This window comes from Paraburkholderia phenazinium (genome assembly GCF_900142845.1).
Classification (GTDB): Bacteria; Pseudomonadota; Gammaproteobacteria; order Burkholderiales; family Burkholderiaceae; genus Paraburkholderia; species Paraburkholderia phenazinium_A.
The window spans coordinates 1,620,016-1,642,008 of record NZ_FSRU01000001.1; the positions used below are offsets into that span (position 1 = coordinate 1,620,016).

Below are 21,993 nucleotides of genomic sequence, written 5' to 3' on the forward strand. Positions count from 1 at the left end.
TCGACAAGGGAAATTCGCGTCGAGGTTGGGTAGGTCTCTGACGCGAGGTAGACGAACTTCCGCGTTCGGCCATGAAGCGACGGTCGCCCCGCGCGTCTACCTGACATTTAGAGGGCGGCTCTATACTGCAAACGGCCGTTGGTATTGCCTCACGCTTGGCATCGGCCGTGCCCCGAGATGAGAGGGCAAGTTCGTTTAACGTATCCGGTTTTGGCCAGATGTGAGCCACGCCGCAAAAAAAGGGCAATCGTTTACCAATTTTCACGACTTGCATATTAAAATCGTCTCGGCTTCGCAGACAGAGTTTCTGCCATGTAATCGTGGCACTTGACAACAAAGTGAGGACCTATGCTGCTCCTCGGCTACTACGCCTGACGGAACTTTCCGTTCATATGATCGATCGCGTTGGAGTGTCTGCGAGGCCCTCCCAATACATATGTCTTCAGAAAAAACGATATTACAGTTGTTCCAAGCCGCAACCTCTCGATCTGACGTTGCCGCGCTTCTGGATATCAAGGTTAAAGACTTGACCTACCTTCTTTATGTGATGAAGGCAGAGGACAAGTATAAAACGTTCGATATCCCGAAGCGATCAGGCGGCATGCGGAAAATAAACGCCCCTATCAAAAAAGTTAAGTCGCTACAGCGAAAACTTGCCGACCGCCTAGAGCAGTGTCTAACTTTAATTGAAGGCACCACCGGACTAACAAACCCGTCCTCGCATGGTTTCCGACGGGGAAAGAGCATACTCACGAACGCGGCAACGCATCGCAACCGGCGCTTTGTGTTTAACGTTGACCTTCAAGATTTCTTTCCGTCAATTACAGGCAGAAGAATCCGCGGCTTGCTTATCAAGGATAGGAAGTTTGGATTTCACAAAGACGTAGCTACGACGATCGCTCATATTGCCTGTCACAACGGGGAATTGCCGCAAGGAGGCCCATGCTCACCGGTGATCTCGAATATGATCGCATCCGTACTGGACTTTCACTTGTCTAGGCTCGCGCGAGACAATGGATGCGCTTATACCCGATACGCTGATGACATCACATTCTCTACTAACAAAAAAACCTTTCCGTCCGCCATTGCCGTGTGTGACGAGGCGAGCGGCCATAATTGGAAATTGGGTAATCAGCTCGCTGGACTGATTAAGAAGTCCGGCTTTTCGGTCAACGAAAAGAAGACTAGGATGCAATACAGGACGTCGCGCCAACAGGTCACGGGGCTGGTAGTAAACAAAAGAGTCAATGTAACAAACGAGTACAAACGACTCGTGCGTGCATATCTCTTCTCGCTTATCAATCACAACAAATTCACGATCAAGAAAGTTGAGCCCTCAGAACTAGGCGACAAAGTTTCCTTGATCGATGGCACGCGAGAACAGCTTCACGGTATGTTAGGGTTCGTTCATTCAGTGGACAGCGTTTTTCGTACCAATGTAAAACAGCACCCCCAGAATTATCCGGGAATGCAAACGGATATAAAGAAAGATACCAAGAAGCCCACTGGAACCTTAGAACTCTATCGACGATTTCTGTTTTTCACTCGGTTTTTCTCAAATACGCTTCCCTTGATCGTCTGCGAGGGCAAGACTGATATTGTCTATCTGAGTAACGCTGTTCATCAATCGAAACTCGCGTTTCCGAAACTTATAACAAAAAATTCCGGAGGCGCTGACGTATTGAACTTTCGATTCTTGAAGTACGCACGCAAACACAAGCGCAAAAAGAACGTTTACTTACCAAACTTTTCCACTGTACAGATACTCGGCGCAGGGAGTGGCGGAGGACCAAATTTAGGAAATTTGATTTTAAACTATCAATCGGAATTTCCTAAATTTCGCGCACCAAAAGGCAAATATCCTGTCATTTTCGTCGTCGATAATGACAGCGGGGGAAAAGACGTCTTCAATAAAGTTAAGAATATTGTGAAGATAACAGGCCATGAATCTTTCGTTCGTCTGTTTGGAAATCTTTATATCGTTCCGCTTCCCCTCAATGGTGCAGCAGAAAAAAGCATTGAAGATCTTTTTTCTCCCGCTGACATAGCCAAAGGAATGGACGGGAAACCGTTCGATTTCACCAAAGACAGCAGCGACGCAACTTCTATCGGAAAGGCGGGTTTTGCCTACGATTTTGTGGCAAAACAGGCCGAAGACCTTGAATGGAGCGGATTTCATCCGCTGCTGCAGAACATCTGCGCGGCGCTAGATGATTACGCTGCACTGGCAGCCACTCCCTAATGGCAGACCGGTCCAAAGAGGACGCGCGCTCGCGTGCGGGGCCGCCCACGAGTGGCTGCAATGCCTCAGACAGCCGCCTTCACGACTGCACCGGCTGGACGGACAGCAATGGGTCGAACTGAGACGGTCGTCATCGGGCTCAGTTCGACCACGCGCGGCCCGTCGACTGCTCCATCAAAATCAACGACAATCCGGAAGAGTCGTCAATCTCAGCATATTCGGGGAGAGTCCAATGCCGGTTTCCATGTCCAGGTTGATACTTTACGTCCGTGATGTCGAGTTGCTGAAGTCGTTCTATCAGACCCATTTCGGGTTTCCGGTCACCGAAGAAATCGAAAGCGAATGGGCTGTGCTGAAAGCCGGTGAGATTGAGATTGCTTTCCACAGAGTTGGTGAGCCCTATCGCGAACGACCACATCACCCCAACACTTCGAACGCAAAAATTGTCTTTTCGGTGGAGTCAGGGCTATCGGAGTTGCGCGAGAAACTGTTGAGTAGGGGTGTCCGGATGCGTGACTTGAAACGCTACGATGGCTTCGCGCAATTGATGTGCGACGGAGAAGACCCCGAGGGAAACGTCTTTCAACTTTCCCAAGCTGATTAGATGACGCACTGGTCTCAAGTGACTCGTCCGTCCCGCGCGGTAGCAGCCTCTACAAGGGAAGGTATATGACTGGAAAAGCTGATGTATCGCAGGCTGCTAGCTTAATGCCGGTCGCAGCGGGTCTCATGGTGATATCCGCCGCGATCGTGGCGATCCACGGCGATGGATTCGAAAGAGTCTGCGGCGCGGCAATCGCGATAGGGTCCGCCCTGATCCTCGGTGGTTACCTGATGTCTCGGTTCGGAAGCGATAAAACGTAAGCGAGACTGAAACGGAGATCGTTGAAGGACAGAAGCTCTATCTGGATGAGTGTCGGCCGAAAGCGCGGCGACGGTTGTCGTAGACAACTCAGACCTCGCAGCTCCTATCATTCGACTGCGACCGTGAAGCCGTTGGAACTGGATCTGGAATTGCATGAGACGGTGTTCGGCCATGAAGAGTCCTTCGATGAGATCTTGGAGGAGGGGTCTAATCGCTATCGTCGTCGCCCGGCCAGATTCGATCGATGTTTTCTGCATAAAATGCGATCGCTCTCTTGTAAGCGACCACTTCTGCGTCGCCGCTGGTATCCGCGATAAGCAGCAGGAGAAGTCTCATTGCCTCCGTGTGCTCACCCACATTGTGCAGCGTCATTGCGAGGAAGACGTCGAAGGATCGATGTGACGGAAATTTGCCACGACCGCACATCAGCACCCGTCTCGCATTTTCGTAGTCCCCAAGTGTGCGATACGTGCTACCGAGCCCCAGATAGGCGTTGGCTTCGTCCTCCGGGTCGCTCAAGCCGAGTGCCAGGGATTTTTCGTAGTAAGGCACTGCTGCCTTTTCGAGCCCTAATCGATCGTGAATGGCGGCCGCTTGATACTGCACAAAGGCGCTCTCGGGTCTTTCGCCGGCCAATTCAATCATGAGGGTGAGGACCGCCTCATATTCACCAGATGCACGAAGGTTCATCGCTCGCGTCAGGCGTTCTTCGAAGGTGTCTTTCAATCCTGATCTCTCATTGGTTCGCACTGTAGCGTATTTGGCGACCGTATCTTATATCTCCGTGGCGTGAAAAAATAGCTGCGATGCCGCTGCTAGTGATTGTTGCGCTAGCGTGGCGGCCACTACTTCGATTCCCGGGGCGGCGCAGTTTCGCGGATCGACGTGAGGGCGGGGCGGTCGAAGCAAACCCGTCTGGAACTGAAGCGGGCACAACCCTCTGCCATGCAGGGTTGTGCCCGGTCTGGTAAGCACTACTGTGCACGGATCTCCAGTGCATTCTTCACCGACGTCACGCCCGCTACTCCTTGAGCGGTTTGCGTAGCTATGTCGCTTTGCGCTTGCTCACTCACCCGACCTTCCAACGTCACTGCACCGTCGCGTGCACGGACTGTGATGTTGTCAGCGGTCAAGCCCTTCGCCCTGGCCAGTGCCTTAAGCACCTTGCGTTGCAGAGCGCGGTTGGCCGCCCTGGTTGCCTTGGCGCTCGGGGCAGCTGTCGTGGCGGGTGCAGCCGTCGCATCGCTGCTTTGCGCATACGCGTTGAGCGAAGCCATTACGATGAGCGCGCCACTGATGGCCTTGATTGCCTGGGATGCTTTCATTTATGTCTCTCCTATTATCATGGTTCGTCGTGGTTCCTCTCGGGTCTTATATTGACACTGTTCGATTAGAACGAGTGTTCGATACCTGCGTACACGCCAGTCTGGCTGTGGCCCGGAAGCGGGTTGTCCGCTTGCGGGTTTCCCGGAGTGCTCGGCAGGTTGGCCTCGAGGCTGAAGGTAGCATTGCTGCTGTTACGCACGCTAGCGACCTGGATGTCAAGCAAAGTGCGCTTGGAGAGGTTGTACGAACCGCCAATCGTGTACATGGTTGCGTTCCCTGCGCCATTGTTCGCATTGACGTGGTACACGGCGGCAATCAACTGCGCGGCCGGCGTAGCATGCCAGGTCACACCGCCGTATTCCTGGTTTGCTGTCGTCGCAACGCCAGTCGCGGCGCCGTTCACCCCCGAGCTACGCAAGCCGTCATACATGGCGTTCAGCGTGAATGGCCCCAGGATCAGGTTGCCGCCAGCCATATATTCGCGTGAGGAAGCCCATACACCGTCCGTTGCGTCGCCAAGGCCGCCGTTCACATTGCGGACTTCGTCATAGACAGCGCGAAGCTGGACAAGACTGTTGTTGTACTTGAGTTCCACAGCGTCTGAACGGCCTTCATTGTTAAATTGACCGCCGTTGCCCGTAGCGCCATTGTTAAAGTTCGTGGTGTTACCCAGTGAGTATTGGACGCGCGCTGCGAAGCCGCCGAAGGTTTGCGAGTCGTAATTGATGTTGTTGCTCGAGGCCTGCCAGTTGCGGCCACGTACCAGCGATGCTGATGACCACGAGGACTGGGCGAACGGGTCATATGCCCAAAGGTCCTCGCCATCAAGGGTCAGCTCGCGACCCAAGGTCAGGGTACCGTACGTGGTGTCCGAGAGCCCAACCAATGCATAACGATTGAAGAGTTCGCCGCCGCCGGGTAGGGCACCCGTCGCTGTGCTGAAAGAACCTTCCAGGTGGAACACGGTGGACAAGCCACCGCCCAGGTCTTCCACGCCCTTCATACCCCAGAGGCTGGTACCCCAGTCACCGCTTTCCAGTTTTACGCGAGACGTGGAGCCCGACCCAGTCGTGCTAGGTATTCCACTCATGTATTCAACACCCGCATCCAGGCGGCCGAACAGCGTCACGCTGCTTTGAGCGTGCGCAATGACGCCAGCTGACATCAGCGCAGCGGCGAGTAAAGCTTTTTTCATCGTCTCCTCCATATCCTGTTAAAAAGAAAAACCAGAAGTACTACTAATGGTGTTCGGGCACCACGGGCGCCTGAACAGACATCTCATACCAGGGAGGCAGTTAGACCGACCGGGATGTGTTGTCGTGACCATGTGGCCTGAGGCTATCTTTGCGTCACGTGGATCGCTCGTCGGCCGCCATCGCCCCTGGTTGCGTAGTCAAACTACTTTCAAATAACTTTCTTTTCGTACTTTGCCTACTGACTGGTTGAGAGAATACCCGAGAGTCGGACAAAAAAATCGATATCAGATGGACTGGTGTGGCGAAATTGCAATATTGATCCGTGTAAGCGGATCGTCGTGAAGTTCTAGAGCCTCGTATAACAAGGGAATTAAAGTTACCTGGGTGTAGAGCCAAGGATTGTCACTATTGACACTCAAAATCGATGAGAGTAGCGCGTGGCGCGATAGACATTTACCAGGAGATTTATGCGGCTGATGGATTGTCAGTGAAGGTATTTATGCGGATGACGGCGATAGTGCATGGTCATGTAAATTTCAGTAATAAACTGGAAATATAAATAATGTTTTAATTTTCTGATGCTCATATTTAGGCGTCGCTATACCGTTAACCACATTTCGGGCCGCAGTTCGATGCAACTCAGCGTCTACCGTCCGGCGGCAAGCGGCGTGGAAGCCTATGTACAAAGGGGTTAGGGTTTCCTGGGAAAAGGGGCACGGTTCGCCAGGCGTGCCGCCAAAGATTGTTATTGTTGTTGGCAAAAATCGATTAAAAAATCACGCGTCTTTATATGTTTTATGCAAGAGTTCGCGAGACCAGGGACGATTGCATGCGAACAAGTAAAACCATGCAACAGACCGGTAATATAGGTGGTGGTCGATTTGCTGTAGCATGCGCGTTGATGCGTCGCGATGCACATTTCGAGTTGCGTTTCATGATTGTGCGCGGTTGGTTAACGACCCGGCCGAAAGCGAAATTACATGCGAAAATTGAAATTGAGAATTTCAGTTAAACCGCAACCCGGTAATCCTGGAGGCTGATTGGTGTAAGACAATACCCGTGCAGCAGAGATATTGCTGCGTTGCTGGTATTAGTGTTTGCTCCAGTTTCCGCGGGCGGCATAAAGCCGGGCGGTTGCATCGGCCGGCGAGCGGAACGGGCCTGTTCAGTAGCGTCCACAACACAACGAAGCCCCTGGTCATCGAAGGGCCGGCACGCCAGCCGACGATGGGTCGGGCAAACACGTTGATCACGAACGCCACACAGAGGCTGCCCTCCCACGTCTAGAGGTACGTGAAATCCGCAACTCACAACTGGTTCGGCCCGTCAGCCGTGAACTGACGGTTGACTCGGTCCAGCGGACGTGGGGCCGAAACTTCGGGGATGGTCGTGCTTACTCGGTTGCCGTGAATCACGCCGCGCAAACCCTGTTGGGGAAATCTTCAATACCTTGCAGATCGGCTTCTTGAGTCGATCGCGTTCCGACGTGGTTACGCCCTCGCACTCGACGCTATCGACTTCGTCTCGTTTGACCACCCCAGCAATGTCCGGCTCGCGCCCGGGTGGAAAAAATGCCATCTCAACGCTGGCAAATGACAACGGAGTGAGACTCGATGTCTACTGGTGTGAAAAGTAACGCTGTGCCGAGTGCAGGCCAGCACGTCGACGGACCGAGGCTGCTAGGCGAGATCGGCGACACCAACGCGCGCTTTGCGCTGGAGACAGGACCGGGGGAGATTTTTCAGGTGCAGGAATATCCCTGCGCCGACTATCCGGGGATCGCCGAAGTCATCAGGAAGTACCTGAAAGACATGCAGATTGGCCGCGTGAATCACGGGGCGATTGCAATTGCAAACCCGCTCGACGACGACCGGATCAGCATGACCAACCCCGACTGGACCTTTTCGATCGAGGCGACGCGCCGCGCGCTGGGCTTCGGCACGTTGCTGGTCGTCAACGACTTCACGGCGCTGGCGATGGCATTGCCGGGCCTGACGGATTCGCAACGCGTGCAGGTGGGCGGCGGCGCACGGCGGCCTAACAGCGTGATCGGGCTGCTGAACCCTGGTACGGGTCTCGGCGTCGGCGGCCTGATCCCCGCCGCCGACCGCTGGATTGCCCTGGACAGTGAAGGCGGCCACACCACCTTCGCACCGGCCGATGAGCGCGAAGATCTGGTGCTGCAATATGCGCGCAACAAGTGGTCGCATGTATCGTTTGAGCGCGTGTCAGCAGGCTCAGGCATCGAAGTCATTTATCGGGCGCTGGCAGCGCGCGACAAGAAATGCGTAACCTTCGACACGTCCGACGTGGTCAAGCGCGCGCTCGATGGCGAGCCGCTGGCGGCGGAATCGGTTGAGGTGTTCTGCAGCATCCTCGGCACCTTCGCCGGCAACATTGCGGTGACGCTGGGGTCGCTGGGCGGCATCTACATTGGCGGCGGCGTGGTGCCGCGGCTGGGCGAGTTCCTTGAGCGTTCGTCGTTCCGCGAGCGCTTCGAAGCGAAAGGCCGCTTCGAGTCGTATCTGAAGAACGTGCCGACCTACGTGATCACCGCCGAGTATCCGGCGTTGCTTGGCGTCTCGGCGATTCTGGCGGAGCAGTTGTCGAATCGCGCGGGCGGGAATTCGACGGCGGTGTTCGAACGCATCCGTCAGATGCGTGACGCGTTGACGTCGGCAGAGCGGCGCGTGGCGGATCTGGCGTTGAATCATCCGCGATCGATCATCAACGATCCGATCATCGACATTGCACGCAAGGCCGAAGTAGGCACGTCGACGGTGATCCGTTTCTGCCGCTCGCTGGGCTGGCCGAGATTGTCCGATCTCAAGCTGAAGCTGGCGACCGGGTTGACCGGGACGATTCCGGTGAGTCACAGCCAGGTGCACCCGGGCGACATGGCGACGGACTTTGGCGCGAAGGTGCTCGACAACACGATCTCGGCGATTCTGCAATTGCGTGAGCATTTGAACTTCGAGCATGTCGAGCGGGCGATCGAACTGTTGAACGGCGCTCGCCGGATTGAGTTCTACGGGCTCGGCAATTCGAATGTCATCGTGCAGGATGCGCACTACAAGTTCTTCCGCTTTGGGATCCCTACGATTGCTTATGGCGACCCCTACATGCAGGCTGCGTCGGCCGCGCTGCTTGGGGTGGGCGATGTGATTGTTGCCGTGTCGAGGTCAGGGTGTGCGCCGGAGTTGCTGCGTGTGCTGGACGTGGCCATGCAGGCTGGAGCGCAGGTGATTGCTATTACGTCTAGCAATACTCCGTTGGCTAAACGCGCTACGGTGGCGCTGGGGAAGGATCATATTGAGATTCGTGAGTCCCAGCTTTCCATGATTTCGCGGATCCTGCATCTGGTCATGATTGATATTCTTGCCGTTGGCGTGGCTATTCGGCGCGCTGTGCCCGGCGAGGATGTGGCTGAGGCTATCGCCAGGTTGCGCGGCAGTGCGGATGATGATGTCACTGCTGCGCTCGATTGGCTTAGTCATGGGGCGGCTGGTGCCGCGACGGGTTCCCGTAAGAAGTCGGTCTTGCAGAATGGCGTGAAACAAGACGTGGGGCTGGAACGGGCATGGCCCACCCATCGCGCGCCTTAGGAGCCGATTGCGCCCCAGTGAATCCCCCGTCCGGAGGGGTTTCCCAAGATTGTTGTTGTTCGAATAATTGTATATTCAAATTATCAACATAAAAATCCAATAGTAAGTGTATACACTGACTGCCATGTTGCTGTAACGCGAAGTTGTGGTTCCTTCTGCAGCCTCTTGGCAAAGCCGAAACTCTCTATTGGAGGTACGTCATGAATACCAAATTCATCGCCGCTGTCCTGATCGCGGCTTCGACCGCCATCGCGGCCCCTGCTTTCGCAGCGGGCGGGAGCGGTGGCGGCGGAACCGGCCCCGCTGGACCGGTCGGGTACGACTGGGGCGCTACGCCACAAGGTCAGCAGGTACAAAAAGTCTGGGCTGAACGGGCTGAACGTCAAGGCGCCGACCGCAATGCGAACACGGCTTACGGCGGCAGCGACAGCACGGGGTCGCAATCGGGCGCACCGTCGTCCGTCGGCGCAAGTCACTGACCGCGAGGGGGTACCCGCGTTGCTCGTTCTGGCCAAATTCGGCTGGTGCGTGTGACCGTTCCGGAGAATCCTGAGTACCCCCTATGGGTCGGCTTTTGCCGCTCTCGAACACCGTGCGCCACGCAATTCCCTCGTTCGCGAGCGCGCCGAGCACCACCGGACGGAACGCGCAACGTTCGTCTACCATCGACAGCGGCAGCGGCCGCTTCTGCCACGCATCGCTGCCGCGTCCCTTCACCCACACCAGCGGTTCGACGCGAATAACTTCGCCTTCGGCTTCGCTCCCGACGTATTCGACCAGCGACACGTCCACGCGACCGCTATTCACCGCCTCGTTCAATTCAGGCGACGCTGCGCACACCAATGAAATCTCCACGTGCGGATAGGCTTCGGCGAATGCCTTCAGCGCGGGCGCAAGCGGCGTTACGAGATCGTAGGGCACGCCGACGCGCAGGCGGCCGCGCAGCAGCTGGCCGGTCATATCGGCCCAGATTTCGTCGTTCAGCCGCAGCAGTTGGCGCGCCTTGACGAGAAACTGCTCGCCTTGATGCGACAGTTCCAGCTTGCGCGTCTTGCGCACGAATAGAAGACAGTCCAGCACGTCTTCGAGGCGTTTCACCTGCTGGCTGACGGCGCCCTGCGTCATGTGCAGAAGATTTGCGGCGACAGTCATGCTGCCGCTATCGACTACGGCGACGAAGGTGCGGATCAGATCGAGATCGAGGTTTCGTGTCATCGACACATTATGTCTTGTAATGGATTGCATCAACATTATTGCCTTTGACGATGCGTCGGCGATCCGTACAGTGCTAGTCTCGTTCACCCGGATGCGCAACGATCCCCCCGATTCTGCCGCTTATTCTGTTCGCGGCCGCCCCGGGACTTCGTAGCATGCTGCTCGCCGCATCCGTCATTCCGACCTGGAGATAATCATGGCTGTTTACCCCTTCGCCGAATCATTCGACCTCGAATCCGCGTTCGGCGACGTGTCCGACTATTGGTCGCCCAAAGTCGTCGCGCAGGTCAACGATCAATACGTGAAGATCGCAAAAGTGCGCGGCCAACTCGTGTGGCACGACCACGCGCATGAGGACGAATTGTTCTTTGTCGTGCGCGGGCATCTGAAGATCGAATACGAAGGCGGCCGCGTTGTCGATTTGCCAGCAGGTTCGATGCATGTGGTGCCGCGCGGTACGCGGCACAACCCGGTCGCCGATGAGGAATGCTGGATCGTGCTGATCGAGCCCATGCAGACGAAACACACGGGCGACGTGGAATCGCCGCTGACGAGGACAATTGACGAACAATTGCGTTGATCACGCTGAGTTCATCTCTTCACACGGCGGCTAACCCTCCAGGTTCGGACATTGAGCGACATTGCTCGGACTGGCCGTTGAGGGTCGGCATGTGCCGTAGCCAGCGACACTCAATTTTCGAAATGAATCGGCGGTGCGCGAAGCGGGACACGCAGCGCGTTGACGCGCCGGTGCGTGTGCTCCCCAGCGTAGGGGGTAATGTGGGCGGCCTCGAGCACGGCCGTTGCGTCGCATTGGGTGATGGCGCAACGACCGGCGTAGGCGTCCAGCAAGGCCTCGCGAAAATCTTTCTGGCCCCATGCAGTGCCTCCACCCACTCTGAGAAGCCGGTATATTGCGATGCGAGACATCCCTCTCAGAGATAGATAAAGGCTTGTATGCTCGACGGCGTATCCCTCGACCAGCTTAGAACATTCATCGCCGCGGTGGACGAAGGAAGCTTCTCCGCGGCGGCTCGACGCTTGAACCGCGTGCAGTCCGCAGTCAGCGGCTGGGTGAGTGCTTTGGAGGAGCAGATCGGCATCACACTATTCGACAGGTCAGGGCGTTTCCCAAAACTAACGCCTGAAGGCGTGCTCCTTCTTGCGGATGCGCGGGCCATCGTGTCGGGTGTTGACACCCTCAAAGCTCGGGCAAAGCTCATGGCCTCGGGGGTCGAGGCCGAGCTCTCCGTGGTGTTCGATGTCTTCTTTCCCACTGCCGCCATCAGCGAGGCAGCCAGAGCGTTCACCAAGCGCTTCCCGTTGACGCCGTTACGGATCTTCGTGGAGGGTTTGGGTGCTGGGTATCAGCCGGTACTGGAGGGGCGCTGCACGTTGGGAATCCTCGCCTCACTCCCAATCGACTTCCCGTCGCTGGCTGTCGACCGCCTCGGCACCGTCCCGTTGGTGATGGTTGCTGCGCGTGGCCACCCGCTTGCAAAATTCGAGGGCCATATTCCCAAGAAGGAACTCTCTAAGCACGTGCAACTGGTCTTGACCGATCGTTCACAGCTGCTCGCTGGCCGCGACTACGGGGTCCTATCGTCTACGACCTGGCGCCTGGCCGATCTGTCCACGAAATATGCGTTGCTCAAGGACTGTGTCGGCTGGGGAGGGATGCCTCTTCACATGGTGGAGAAAGACATTGCCTCCGGTGACCTGGTCGCCCTTGACGTCGATGGTGTCCCGCGCGCCGGAGCCATGCTGACCATTTCTGCCGTCTACCCAGCCGCAACGCCTCCTGGTCCAGCTGGCCGCTGGCTCGTTGAGCATCTGAAAGACTGGTCGAGCGCAAGAGAGTCGCCTGCACCCGCAAAACTCTAGCGCTAGGCAGCGGCCTTAACCGAAAGTCATTCGACCTCGCGAGCCAGAAGGTAGACCACAAAGCCCGTCTTGGCCATTCAACGCCCCGACGATGCAAGTGACTTCCGTACGACCTGTACTACTCACGAATTCGGCGCGTGGAACCTGCGGATCGCATCAAGTTGTTTGCACCCAGTGGCGAGCTCGACATTAAGTGGGCGGCTGGACTCGTTAGGGCTTCACAAACCGATAGGCGAAGCGATCGGTCTTACCCTTGATCGAGGGGTCAAACACCTTGCCCGAGTGCGGATCGTTCTTGTTGGCGAGAACGGTGCTTTCCGCGTCCAGTACGAAGCCTGCCGCTTCCACCTCCTCGCGCACGGACGCAGGGTCAATCCGATGCAGCGACTGGGCGTTGCTCATGCCCACTCCGACGGCGGTGGCGTGATCGACGATGACATAGTACCCACCGGACTTCAGTCGCTCGTAGACGGCTCGGTTGAACTCCGCCGCCGTCGCGCCTTTGGCCTGCATAAGCGCAGTGTGGAGGTCGTGGTAGAACAGGTGCAGCCACAGGACATCAGCTGGTCGAGTGGCCTGCGGCATCGCTACGAGGTCCGCGGAAACGACCTCGACGTTCTCTCGGCCCGGCTCCTTCGCAAGCGTCCGCATGAGGCCGACCGGATCGTTCTTGAAGTGGGCAACTTCGGCCGGCACGAAGCTGTAGACCCGTCCTTCGGGTCCCACGACGTCTGAAAAGAGACGGGTCCAGTCGCCGTCGCCCGGGTAAACGTCGATGACGGTGGCGCCCGCATCGACGCGTGAGAAACGGATCAACTCCGCCAGCTTGGATTGGTCGTACATGGGATGTCCTTCACGGTAGAGAATTCGACGAGCGTATGACGTGCAAGGCATCGGCCCACGGCTCATTCGCCATAGACCGCGAAGAATGCCGCTAAGGCCAGCGCCTGCGTGTCAATGTACTCCGGGTCAGCCCTGCGCCATGCCCCCATCGACGGGAAGATCGATACCGGTGATGTAAGAACTTTCATCAGAGGCGAGGAACGTGACTGCTGCAGCGATTTCCTCGGGCATGCCCCTGCGGCCCATCGGGATCTGCGTGGTGAACTGTGCGACTGCTTGCTCGGCCTGTTCAGCGGTAAGGCCCGTCGTAGTCGCCAAGGCCGGGGTGTCGATTGCTCCGGGGCTCATACAATTCACGCGGATCTTGCGGTCTTTCAATTCCAAGGCCCAGCCGCGCGCGAAGTTGCGCACAGCGGCCTTACTCGCGGCGTAAGCAGTAAATCCTGGAAGCCCGAGCACGTTCGAGACCGAAGAGTTCAGGATAATCGAACCGCCGTCTTTGAAGAGGGGAAGGGCCTTCTGCACCGTAAAGAACATTCCCTTCACGTTCACGTCGAAGGTCTGGTCAAAATGGGCCTCACTAGCTACCGCGAGCGGTGCGATTGTCCCCGCGCCCGCGTTCGCGAAGAGAATGTCGATGTGACCATGTTTCTCTTTCACGACAGCAAAGAGGCGATCCAGATCGTCTAGGCGCGACACATCGCCCACGACCGTCGTAATGTTTCTCTCGATGGCGGCGGCGGCCTCTTTCAGCTCTTTCTCTCGGCGCCCAGTGATTACGACATGCGCACCTTCATCCACGAAGCGCTTGGCTGTGGCCAAGCCAATCCCACTGCTTCCGCCCGTGACGACTGCAATCTTGCCTTCTAGGTTTCTCATGATCTTTCATCCTTTCGTAACTGAAAAGCGGGGTTCCGCGACTGGCGGAGCCGAAGTCCAGCAACGGGACGACGACCCAAGCTCCTCGCTACAAGCGCGAGAGCTTGCAGATCGGCCCGCTGGCCGAACACGAATGGTAGGAGCGCACCGGCCTCCTGAGAAGACGACATATTGAGATGCAATCCATCTCTTCCGTAGATGGACGCCACTTACGGGCTCGATAAACTTCATGCGCTGACTATGACGGCGGCTCTGCGGACGAGACCGCAACGAACGGCAAGTGATCTCTCTCGCGTTGTCGACGGCAAGGATATCTGCCGAGCGGGCAATTTGCGTTCGCACCGACGATCCTTTGGTAACCGATGACATTGTCGAGAAGGTGTTGCGACGCATGGTCGGACGGACATATGATTGATGAGCTTATCGAACGGTCTCTGGGCCCTTACACCGATCGCAGGGGTAACAACCGGCCATCAAGCGACGGTCGACTGAGGCTTCAGAATGGGCGACAATTCCCAGTCTCGTAGGCGCGCCGCGTATCCGGTAGAAAAATCCAACCAGTTCGAAACGAATTTGAGAGTCGCATGTGCCCTTATCGAAAACTGGCGTTATATAGTGATCAAGACTTTCCAGCTAATGAAGAAATGGATGCGCGTCTTCTACGGTTGATCGGACGACCGCAGCCGAAGATTGGATATATCCCCGCGACAAGCGATCCAGAGCGCATTTACTTCCGGCGTAAAGCTGACTACTACGCTGGGATTGGCGCGAATTTGGTAGTGTATGTAGACCCTAGTCAAGACACATCGGAAGCGGAATGGTCGACTCTGCTGTCGTGCGATGCGATCCACCTATCTGGCGGGAATACGTTTTCGTTCTTGTCGTGGCTGCAGCGACGCAGCGTACTGCCGCTCCTGACTCGGTACGTATCCGAAGGAGGGGTGCTGATCGGTGTAAGCGCGGGCGCTATCTTGATGACACCCAGCGTGGATTCAGCATTACTGTGCGGCGATGTTCGGGACGAACAGTTGATGGATGACGCAGGACTCGGCCTTGTAGATTTCCACTTTTGGCCACACTTCAATTCTGAAAGCGTTACCGGAGATCAGTCGAAATTGTCCTCTACTATCCCGGACCTCTACGCGTGTCCCGACGGTTCGGGGATTGTCATTGACGGCAAGGAAGTCGAGTTATTCGGACGGGTTCATCGATACGCTTCAGAAGCGATTCGTCCTACTCCTCTTGAGGATTGAAGTCGTCCCGTTCTTTGGCAGCAACTGTGCTGATGGTCCATCTTCGGTTCGTGAACGTCCGCTTCGTAGAAAGCCGAACGTTACATGCGAGTCGATCTGGGTCAGCATTCGTCCGGCCCAATGCGGCCGAGGCTGTGTAAAAACGCGCGTCATCGTCTAGACTAAATCAACCTGTTGATGCGCGAGACGAAGATGGGGCGATATGTTGAGGGTGCAGACCGCAATCAAACAACACTGCTGCCGGAATGTCTTGACGACTTCATCGCCGAGGATAACCCAATAAGAGTAGTCGACGTGTTCGTAGGCGAACTTGACCTGGCTTCACTGGGATTCGATGGAGCCACGCCAGCAAGCACAGGGCGTCCGTCTTATCATCCCGCCGTCTTGCTGAAAGTCTACATCTACGGCTATCTCAACCGCGTACAGTCGAGCCGTCGCCTGGAGCGGGAATGCCAGCGCAATGTTGAGCTGATGTGGCTGACCGGCCGTCTTGCGCCAGACTTCAAGACGATAGCCGAGTTCAGGCGATGCAATGGAGAAGGCATTCGCAATGCATGCCGACGTTTCGTGAACATATGCCGCAATCTAAAGCTCTTCACGCACGCCTTGGTGGCCATCGACGGCAGCAAATTCAAAGCTGTGAATAGCCGTGACCAGAACTTCACACCGAACAAGATTGAGAGGCGACAGGAGCAGATCGAAAAAAGCATCAAGCGCTACATGGATGCGCTGGAAACAGCAGATCGGACCCAGCCGGCTGAAGTTGAGGCAAAGACCAGTCATCTGCGAGAGAAGATCGACAGGCTGCGCGAACAGGTGCGCGATCTGGATTACGCAGCGAAGCTTCTGAACGATCTTCCAGAAAAGCAGATCTCCCTTACCGATCCCGATTCGCGCTCGATGCTCTCGCAAGCCAAGGGCACAGGCGTGGTTGGCTACAACGTTCAGGTGGCTGTCGACACCCGTCACCACCTTATCGTGACCCACGAAGTCACAAACGTCGGCAACGACCGCACTCAGTTGAGCCCGATGGCGAAAGCCGCGCGCGATGCCATGGGGAGAAAGACGCTTAGGGTACTCGCGGACCGGGGATACTACAGTGCACCGGAGATCAAGGCTTGTGACGACGCCGGTATTGCCGCGTTCGTGCCCAAATCACAGACATCTGGCGCCAAGGCTGACGGGCGGTTCGATCGAGCTGACTTTATCTATATCGCGACCGACGATGAGTACCAATGTCCGGCGGGACAGCGAGCGACTTACCGGTTCAGCTCCGTTGAGCGCGACAACCCGATGACGTTGCGAACCTACTGGAGCCGTGCATGTCCACGCTGCCCGATCAAAAGCCAGTGCACGCCGTCTGATTACCGGCGTATCCGCCGATGGGAGCACGAAGAAGTCCTTGAGGCCGTGCAACGCAGGCTCGATCGTCAGCTTGATGCGATGACAATTCGCCGTCGCACGGTCGAACATGTGTTCGGCACTCTCAAGCACTGGATGGGTTCAACTCACTTCCAGACTCGCAGGCTCGGTAACGTCGCCGCCGAAATGAGCTTGCATGTGTTGGCGTACAACATCAAACGAATCATCAGTATCCTCGGATTCGCAGACGCAATGCGGGCAATGAAGATGGCTGGCGCGTGATCTGCGCTCGCCTGTCTTACACTTCAGCGCAGCAAATTCTGATCGCTCTCGAAATCTGGTGTCACGAAAGCGTGCACCTGCTGAGACACGATATTTTAGCCAATCGGTAGCCGCGTTTTTACACAGCCTCGGCCAGGAACGGACCTTCGACAAGTGGACGTAGATCGCCGACAATCGGACCTGCAACAACGGACCGCTCACACAGCAGGAGCGCGGAATCTAAGCGGCATATTCTTGAGAAGCTGCTTGTCTGTGCACAAATTGGCGAACTCAGACTAGGGCACCGAGATGGAAGACGGTCGATACGCGGTATCCATTAAGGGAGTGGTTTTCAATGAACCAGATAGAGTGATTCTGCTGCTCAACGAGCGACAGGAGTGGGAGCTGCCCGGTGGCCGTATTGAACGCGGAGAGAGCCCGGCCGAATGCGTAGTGCGCGAATTCAAAGAAGAACTGGACATCGCCATCAGTCCCGCTGTTCTTCTCGACACCTATCTATTCGAAGTGATTCCGCGAAAGCACGTATTTATCGTTACATACGGTTGCCAGCTGGCCGGAGTGTTCTGCCCGAAGATCAGCGAAGAACATCTACAAGCCTGCACCTTCGACGTCAATGTGCTTCCTGTGAACCTACCGGAGGGATATCGCAATTCAATCCTGACCTGGCACAGTCGACGCACGCGGGCTTAACGCAGTCAGCTTCGCTGCGAAGGCGGCAGGAGGTCCGCTAGATGATTTTCAATCGAACGGCACAATGCATCAGGGGACACTGCGCTATTACCATGGAAGCTACAGTCAAACTCCCCTTGACCGTTCATCTCGCCACGGCTGGACAGCACAGACCATGAATCAACAGATCAACTTACGCGCTGCATCTCAGGACGACGAGCCATTTCTCCTGCAACTCCGCAAGCTAACGATGACGGAACATCTGGAACGAGTCGCTATACCCGTCGACGATGAAGCGCACTACCAGCGCATCAGATCAAACTTCGAAGACGCGCAGATTATTTGCGAGGGAAATCGAAGCATAGGGCTAATCAAGTTGAGCCGCATGACCGACGAATGGCACGTACATCAAATCCAGGTGACACCGTCCCACCAGGGAAGAGGTGTCGGCAAAACCGTTTTGACTGCCGTGTTGAACGAAGCGAAGCGCGTAGGTGTACCAGTCACTCTGAGCGTGCTGCATGGCAACCCGGCACGTCGCCTGTATGATCAGCTCGGTTTCCAATTCGTCGCAGAACTACCCAAGAGCACGAAGCTCATTTGGCATCCGTAGTCTCAAGTGTCCCAACGGCATCTTACGTAAAGATCAGTCACGCTTCCGACCAGCGTCGTTCATTGATCGCTTACGGTCAATCAGTCCACCCCATGAGCGGCAGCAATGCGGATGGAAACGGCCGTACCGGGTCGGCGCACGCCTTTCGCATATCTGCGCGATTAGCGATCGATTGAGGTCTGTGTCGGACCGCGTTCGGCCAGGAGCGGACCATCGACCCTAAGGCGAGGATCGTCGGCAATCGTGTCACCATGGACCAACCGGTCGGCGCGATTAAGGCAACTCTGGGCGGCTATTTTTGAGTGGAAATACTCGTACGAATGCAGGCACATTCAACTTGGGCTGTCGTCTACTCCGGGAAGGAACCGATGGTTTGGCCCTTCCCTGGGCCGCGTTGAGCGAGTGAAAAAGCGGGCGCCCTATGCAATTGTCCGAACGACACCGCCGTCGACACGCAAGGAAGTGCCTGTTGTCGCCGACGCCTGCTCCGAGCAGACATAGACGACCAGGTTTGCGACTTCTTCGGTTGTCGCGAAGCGATTGAGGAGCGTGGTCGGGCGATTCGTTTTCAGGAACTGCTGCTCGGCTTCCTCACGCGTAATGCCTTGCGCATCTGCGTTCGCCTGCGCCCAACCACCCATGATCTCCGAATTCGTCGGACCAGGGAGAACCGAATTAACGGTGACGCCCGTTCCGCCGACCACCTCTGCCAAGCCCCTCGCAATGGCGAGCTGAGCGGTCTTGGTCGTGGCGTAGTCGATCATGTCTTTAGGGATGGCAAGCGCGGACTCGCTACTGATGAAGACGACGCGCCCCCAGCCGCGCTTCGTCATGTTTGGCACATAGTGGCGGGAGGCGCGAATACCGCTCATGACGTTAAGTTCGAAGAGATCGATCCACTCGCTGTCCTCAATTTCGAAGAAGGACTTCGGACGCCCAGTACCCACATTGTTGACGAGAATGTCCGCATCCGGCGCCTGCGCGAACAAGTCCGCCGCGCCTTTCGGAGTCGCAAGATCTGCGATGACGCCGGTAAACTCCGCCTTTGGCAAGAGTTCGCGAAGCTCCCGAAGCGCCGTGGAGACGCGCTTCTCTGTGCGGCCGTTGATCACGACCGCGGCGCCTGCGCGCCCCAGCCCTTCTGCAATGGCTCGGCCGATACCTGCTGTGGACCCAGTAACGACGGCCTTGCGGCCAGTGAGATCAATATTCATGACACCATTCCTTCAGCTGTGAAGAGAGCTGCATTGTGAGTGATGTCGGAACCAATGATAATAGCTTGATTTGCCATAACATTAATTCCCAGGAGGAATGGAAGTGGATCGATTCCACGAATTAAACGCCTTCATAGCCGTGGTTGAAGCCGGCGGTTTTACAGCTGCCGCGCATCGAACCGGCGATTCACAGTCGGCAATCAGTAAGGCTAGCGCTGGGCCATTCGAACGACTTCCCCGGTTTACTTAACGGTCGTTGACTGACCGGCAGTGCATCGGTGCACCTGCAATCCCCGTGAAAAGTTCGACAAGAATTCAGACACTTCTAGCATCTTGAAAGGGAGAACCTCAGACTCCCTATTCAGGGCTTTAATTCTCGGCTAAGCTCTGGAAGCCTTGCGCGTATTGGGTTCTATTTCGGCTTAAGGCGGCCCCACTGAAATTTGGAGGTTGGATATGAAAGATATTGACACCACACCGTCAGGCAACTTTCTAAATTTTTCTATGCATTGGGACCATGACCAATCTCGAATCCGATTGTTTAAAGAAACTAGGCTTTAACGAACACTTTTCTTTACAGGTCGCGCCTTACGGTATCGGCCAACCCTATCGCGTTACCGAGGATTTCGGTTTGCGCTTTGTGGTGTCGGGTGACGCCCAAGGGCGGCTTCAACAATTCAATTTGACCTTTTCGAGAAAGAGCGAACAAGTACCGATCATCGGCGACTGGGTACTTGGCATCTTGAACGCAACGGGTGAAGTGGAATTTATCGACATCCTTCAACGCGCCAATTGTTTCCAGCGCAGTACCGACGATGGCCGCGTGCAAGCTTTGGCGGCCAACATAGACAAACTGTTTATCGTTACCTCCTGTACCGAAGAATTTAATTTGTCGCGGCTCGAACGCTATCTGCTGCTAGCACGCGCTAACCGCATCGCGCCCACCGTGGTTCTCAACAAGGCGGATCTAGTTGACGACAAAAGTGCTTATCTTGAGCAGCTTGCCGAACTCGGATCGGATATTCCGGTGTGTATGCTGAGCACCGTCAACGAACCTAGCGTCACGCGACTCAAAGACTTGATTGCAAAGGATGAAACCTGCGTGTTCGTCGGCTCATCGGGGGTTGGAAAGAGTTCGATTGTGAACGCGTTAACCGGTTCGCATCAGCAGCTAACGCTGGGCGTCAGCACAAAGGGGGCACGTGGCTCGCACACCACTACCAGCCGATCGTTATTTGTACTGCCAGAGCGTGGCGTCATTATCGATACGCCCGGCATTCGTAGTGTCGGCGTAACAGCCAGTGCCGACAGTTTAAGCGACACCTTCGAAGATGTGACACTACTGATGAGTCAGTGCGCATTTCGAAATTGCGGGCATAACGGGGAGCGTGGATGCGCGATTGCACAAGCACTTGACGATGGACGCCTGACGCTCAGACGGCTAAATTCGTTTAGAAAATTGGAGCGAGAAGCCAAATTCTTTGACGACAAGAATACTGCGCTACGGCAGCAGCGCAACGAAGCAAAGCAGCGGGCCGCGCGGCGCGGAAGCCGCGAAAGGTTTGAGCGGGAGCCAAGATGACAAACTAGGTTATCGAAGGTATGGATAGGGCACGCGGCTCGTCGGCTTGATTCGATGGGCTGCATGGCTAGTGACTGATGTACGTTCAGTGCTCGGACGCTCAGGCGTCGGCTATGCACTCGGAAGCGGCCATTCATATTGTGTCTGGTCGAATGGCCGAGTTGGGTGGCAAGGGAAATTCGCGCCGAGGTTGGGTAGGTCTCTGACGCGCGGTAGACGAACTTCCGCGTTCGGCCAGGGGCGGACGGTCGGCACGGGGGTAGATTGATCACAAGACAGGTCTACATCGCGAACAATTTGAGTACGTACGATAGCCGATGCGACACTCGTTCAGCGCCTACTCTGCGAGTAGAGTCAGGTCTTCCCAGACATCCTCGTAGTCGGCCACGACCACTTGAGCGCAATGCTCGAAAAATTCGTTCGCGGGATTTCGGTAGACTGGTTTCATACTACGCTTTGTACACGAGGTATCAATGATGTTGCTCTCAATCACTTCCATCAATAGGCTGCGTAATCTCGGGTTGCAGTTGGCCGACGAACCGTTCTTTTCGCACGATCACACAGCGTACCCTTCGGGTTACCTGGTTATGAAGCCCACCAGTGTCCAGGGGAACTCGCTTCCCAGCCTTCGTAAAGGCTACGAAGATGGTCATACACTCAATGACACGGACGCTCCAGTCCCAGTAATCTGGAATGCCTCTGGTCGTTGGCACGTGTCTGTTTGGGATTGGGCGCCTGGCCCTGGACCGGGCGACTTCGTGAAGGAGTTCGTTGACGAGGCAACTGCGATTCACTTCATCATCCAATATTTTTTCGACGAGACCCCCGAATTTTCAGCGCGCCGCGCTCACGAGCGTCAACGTCGGTCGATATAGAACTGGATTCAACGTGCGGTTTGGGCGCGATTCTGCACCACGATCCAGCAACTGTGCTATCGATGAACCCGCCGCGGTAACTTATCGA

The 21,993-nt window shown here is 56.1% G+C and carries 19 protein-coding genes and 2 pseudogenes; 12 read left to right on the top strand and 9 right to left on the bottom strand.

Going from position 1 to position 21,993, the window contains the following annotated elements; translation table 11 throughout:
- Nucleotides 1-463 precede the first annotated feature (463 nt).
- On the top strand, nucleotides 464-2,242 hold the full coding sequence (locus BUS12_RS07045) for a retron Ec67 family RNA-directed DNA polymerase/endonuclease (RefSeq protein WP_171991609.1): 1,779 nt from the start codon (nucleotides 464-466) through the stop codon (nucleotides 2,240-2,242).
- A gap of 232 nt (nucleotides 2,243-2,474) precedes the next feature.
- The gene (locus tag BUS12_RS07050) at nucleotides 2,475-2,846 is read left to right on the top strand and encodes a VOC family protein (RefSeq protein WP_074294986.1); all 372 of its coding nucleotides are present in this window, start codon (nucleotides 2,475-2,477) and stop codon (nucleotides 2,844-2,846) included.
- A gap of 468 nt (nucleotides 2,847-3,314) precedes the next feature.
- On the opposite strand, the gene BUS12_RS07055 is transcribed toward BUS12_RS07050, so the two are convergent.
- The 3 genes from BUS12_RS07055 to BUS12_RS07065 form a co-directional block, all read right to left on the bottom strand.
- Entirely contained in the window at nucleotides 3,315-3,833 is a 519-nt protein-coding gene (locus BUS12_RS07055) for a tetratricopeptide repeat protein (RefSeq protein ID WP_216352698.1), read from the bottom strand.
- Nucleotides 3,834-4,081: 248 nt separating this feature from the next.
- Nucleotides 4,082-4,432, bottom strand: coding sequence for a BON domain-containing protein (locus BUS12_RS07060; protein ID WP_074294988.1), 351 nt, complete (start codon nucleotides 4,430-4,432; stop codon nucleotides 4,082-4,084).
- Nucleotides 4,433-4,497: 65 nt separating this feature from the next.
- On the bottom strand, nucleotides 4,498-5,628 hold the full coding sequence (locus BUS12_RS07065) for a porin (protein WP_074294990.1): 1,131 nt from the start codon (nucleotides 5,626-5,628) through the stop codon (nucleotides 4,498-4,500).
- 848 nt (nucleotides 5,629-6,476) lie between these two features.
- On the opposite strand from BUS12_RS07065, the gene BUS12_RS38735 reads away from it, so the two are divergent.
- Nucleotides 6,477-6,641, top strand: coding sequence for a hypothetical protein (locus BUS12_RS38735; RefSeq protein ID WP_171991610.1), 165 nt, complete (start codon nucleotides 6,477-6,479; stop codon nucleotides 6,639-6,641).
- Nucleotides 6,642-6,769: 128 nt separating this feature from the next.
- Here the strand turns inward: BUS12_RS38735 and BUS12_RS39255 are convergent.
- Nucleotides 6,770-7,056: pseudogene (locus BUS12_RS39255) on the bottom strand (IS3 family transposase); the annotation flags it as partial.
- Nucleotides 7,057-7,242: 186 nt separating this feature from the next.
- Here BUS12_RS39255 and BUS12_RS07070 point away from each other — a divergent pair.
- Nucleotides 7,243-9,150: pseudogene (locus BUS12_RS07070) on the top strand (bifunctional transcriptional regulator/glucokinase); the annotation flags it as partial.
- A 414-nt stretch (nucleotides 9,151-9,564) separates the two neighbouring features.
- Here the strand turns inward: BUS12_RS07070 and BUS12_RS39260 are convergent.
- Nucleotides 9,565-10,449, bottom strand: coding sequence for a LysR family transcriptional regulator (locus tag BUS12_RS39260; RefSeq protein ID WP_367117630.1), 885 nt, complete (start codon nucleotides 10,447-10,449; stop codon nucleotides 9,565-9,567).
- Nucleotides 10,450-10,645: 196 nt separating this feature from the next.
- Between BUS12_RS39260 and BUS12_RS07085 the strand changes: the two genes are divergently transcribed.
- Nucleotides 10,646-11,029 (top strand): cupin domain-containing protein, encoded by a 384-nt coding sequence (locus BUS12_RS07085; RefSeq protein WP_074294992.1) that lies wholly within the window; start codon nucleotides 10,646-10,648, stop codon nucleotides 11,027-11,029.
- A gap of 110 nt (nucleotides 11,030-11,139) precedes the next feature.
- Here the strand turns inward: BUS12_RS07085 and BUS12_RS39770 are convergent, their stop codons facing one another.
- Entirely contained in the window at nucleotides 11,140-11,379 is a 240-nt protein-coding gene (locus BUS12_RS39770; protein ID WP_074294993.1) for an HNH endonuclease, read from the bottom strand.
- A 27-nt stretch (nucleotides 11,380-11,406) separates the two neighbouring features.
- Between BUS12_RS39770 and BUS12_RS07095 the strand changes: the two genes are divergently transcribed.
- The gene (locus tag BUS12_RS07095) at nucleotides 11,407-12,333 is read left to right on the top strand and encodes a LysR family transcriptional regulator (protein ID WP_074294995.1); all 927 of its coding nucleotides are present in this window, start codon (nucleotides 11,407-11,409) and stop codon (nucleotides 12,331-12,333) included.
- A 210-nt stretch (nucleotides 12,334-12,543) separates the two neighbouring features.
- Here BUS12_RS07095 and BUS12_RS07100 read toward each other — a convergent pair whose 3' ends face one another.
- On the bottom strand, nucleotides 12,544-13,176 hold the full coding sequence (locus tag BUS12_RS07100; protein WP_074294996.1) for a class I SAM-dependent methyltransferase: 633 nt from the start codon (nucleotides 13,174-13,176) through the stop codon (nucleotides 12,544-12,546).
- Nucleotides 13,177-13,302: 126 nt separating this feature from the next.
- On the bottom strand, nucleotides 13,303-14,055 hold the full coding sequence (locus tag BUS12_RS07105; RefSeq protein WP_074294998.1) for an SDR family NAD(P)-dependent oxidoreductase: 753 nt from the start codon (nucleotides 14,053-14,055) through the stop codon (nucleotides 13,303-13,305).
- 584 nt (nucleotides 14,056-14,639) lie between these two features.
- Here BUS12_RS07105 and BUS12_RS07110 point away from each other — a divergent pair.
- The 4 genes from BUS12_RS07110 to BUS12_RS07125 all read left to right on the top strand — a co-directional run bounded on the left by BUS12_RS07110 (nucleotide 14,640) and on the right by BUS12_RS07125 (nucleotide 18,234).
- Nucleotides 14,640-15,308 (top strand): Type 1 glutamine amidotransferase-like domain-containing protein, encoded by a 669-nt coding sequence (locus BUS12_RS07110; protein ID WP_074294999.1) that lies wholly within the window; start codon nucleotides 14,640-14,642, stop codon nucleotides 15,306-15,308.
- Between the two features lie 192 nt (nucleotides 15,309-15,500).
- Nucleotides 15,501-16,952: an IS1182 family transposase gene (locus BUS12_RS07115; RefSeq protein ID WP_074297205.1), complete on the top strand. Its 1,452-nt coding sequence runs from the start codon at nucleotides 15,501-15,503 to the stop codon at nucleotides 16,950-16,952.
- A 288-nt stretch (nucleotides 16,953-17,240) separates the two neighbouring features.
- Nucleotides 17,241-17,642, top strand: a complete 402-nt coding sequence (locus BUS12_RS07120; RefSeq protein WP_074295001.1) for an NUDIX hydrolase — start codon at nucleotides 17,241-17,243, stop codon at nucleotides 17,640-17,642.
- A 154-nt stretch (nucleotides 17,643-17,796) separates the two neighbouring features.
- Nucleotides 17,797-18,234 (top strand): GNAT family N-acetyltransferase, encoded by a 438-nt coding sequence (locus BUS12_RS07125; RefSeq protein ID WP_074295002.1) that lies wholly within the window; start codon nucleotides 17,797-17,799, stop codon nucleotides 18,232-18,234.
- A gap of 419 nt (nucleotides 18,235-18,653) precedes the next feature.
- On the opposite strand, the gene BUS12_RS07130 is transcribed toward BUS12_RS07125, so the two are convergent.
- Nucleotides 18,654-19,448, bottom strand: coding sequence for an SDR family NAD(P)-dependent oxidoreductase (locus BUS12_RS07130; RefSeq protein WP_031356643.1), 795 nt, complete (start codon nucleotides 19,446-19,448; stop codon nucleotides 18,654-18,656).
- A 97-nt stretch (nucleotides 19,449-19,545) separates the two neighbouring features.
- On the opposite strand from BUS12_RS07130, the gene BUS12_RS07135 reads away from it, so the two are divergent.
- Both BUS12_RS07135 and rsgA read left to right on the top strand, forming a co-directional pair.
- On the top strand, nucleotides 19,546-19,698 hold the full coding sequence (locus BUS12_RS07135) for a helix-turn-helix domain-containing protein (protein WP_253190027.1): 153 nt from the start codon (nucleotides 19,546-19,548) through the stop codon (nucleotides 19,696-19,698).
- Between the two features lie 267 nt (nucleotides 19,699-19,965).
- Nucleotides 19,966-21,030: a ribosome small subunit-dependent GTPase A gene (gene rsgA / locus BUS12_RS07140; RefSeq protein WP_074295004.1), complete on the top strand. Its 1,065-nt coding sequence runs from the start codon at nucleotides 19,966-19,968 to the stop codon at nucleotides 21,028-21,030.
- The last annotated feature ends 963 nt before the right edge of the window (nucleotides 21,031-21,993 follow it).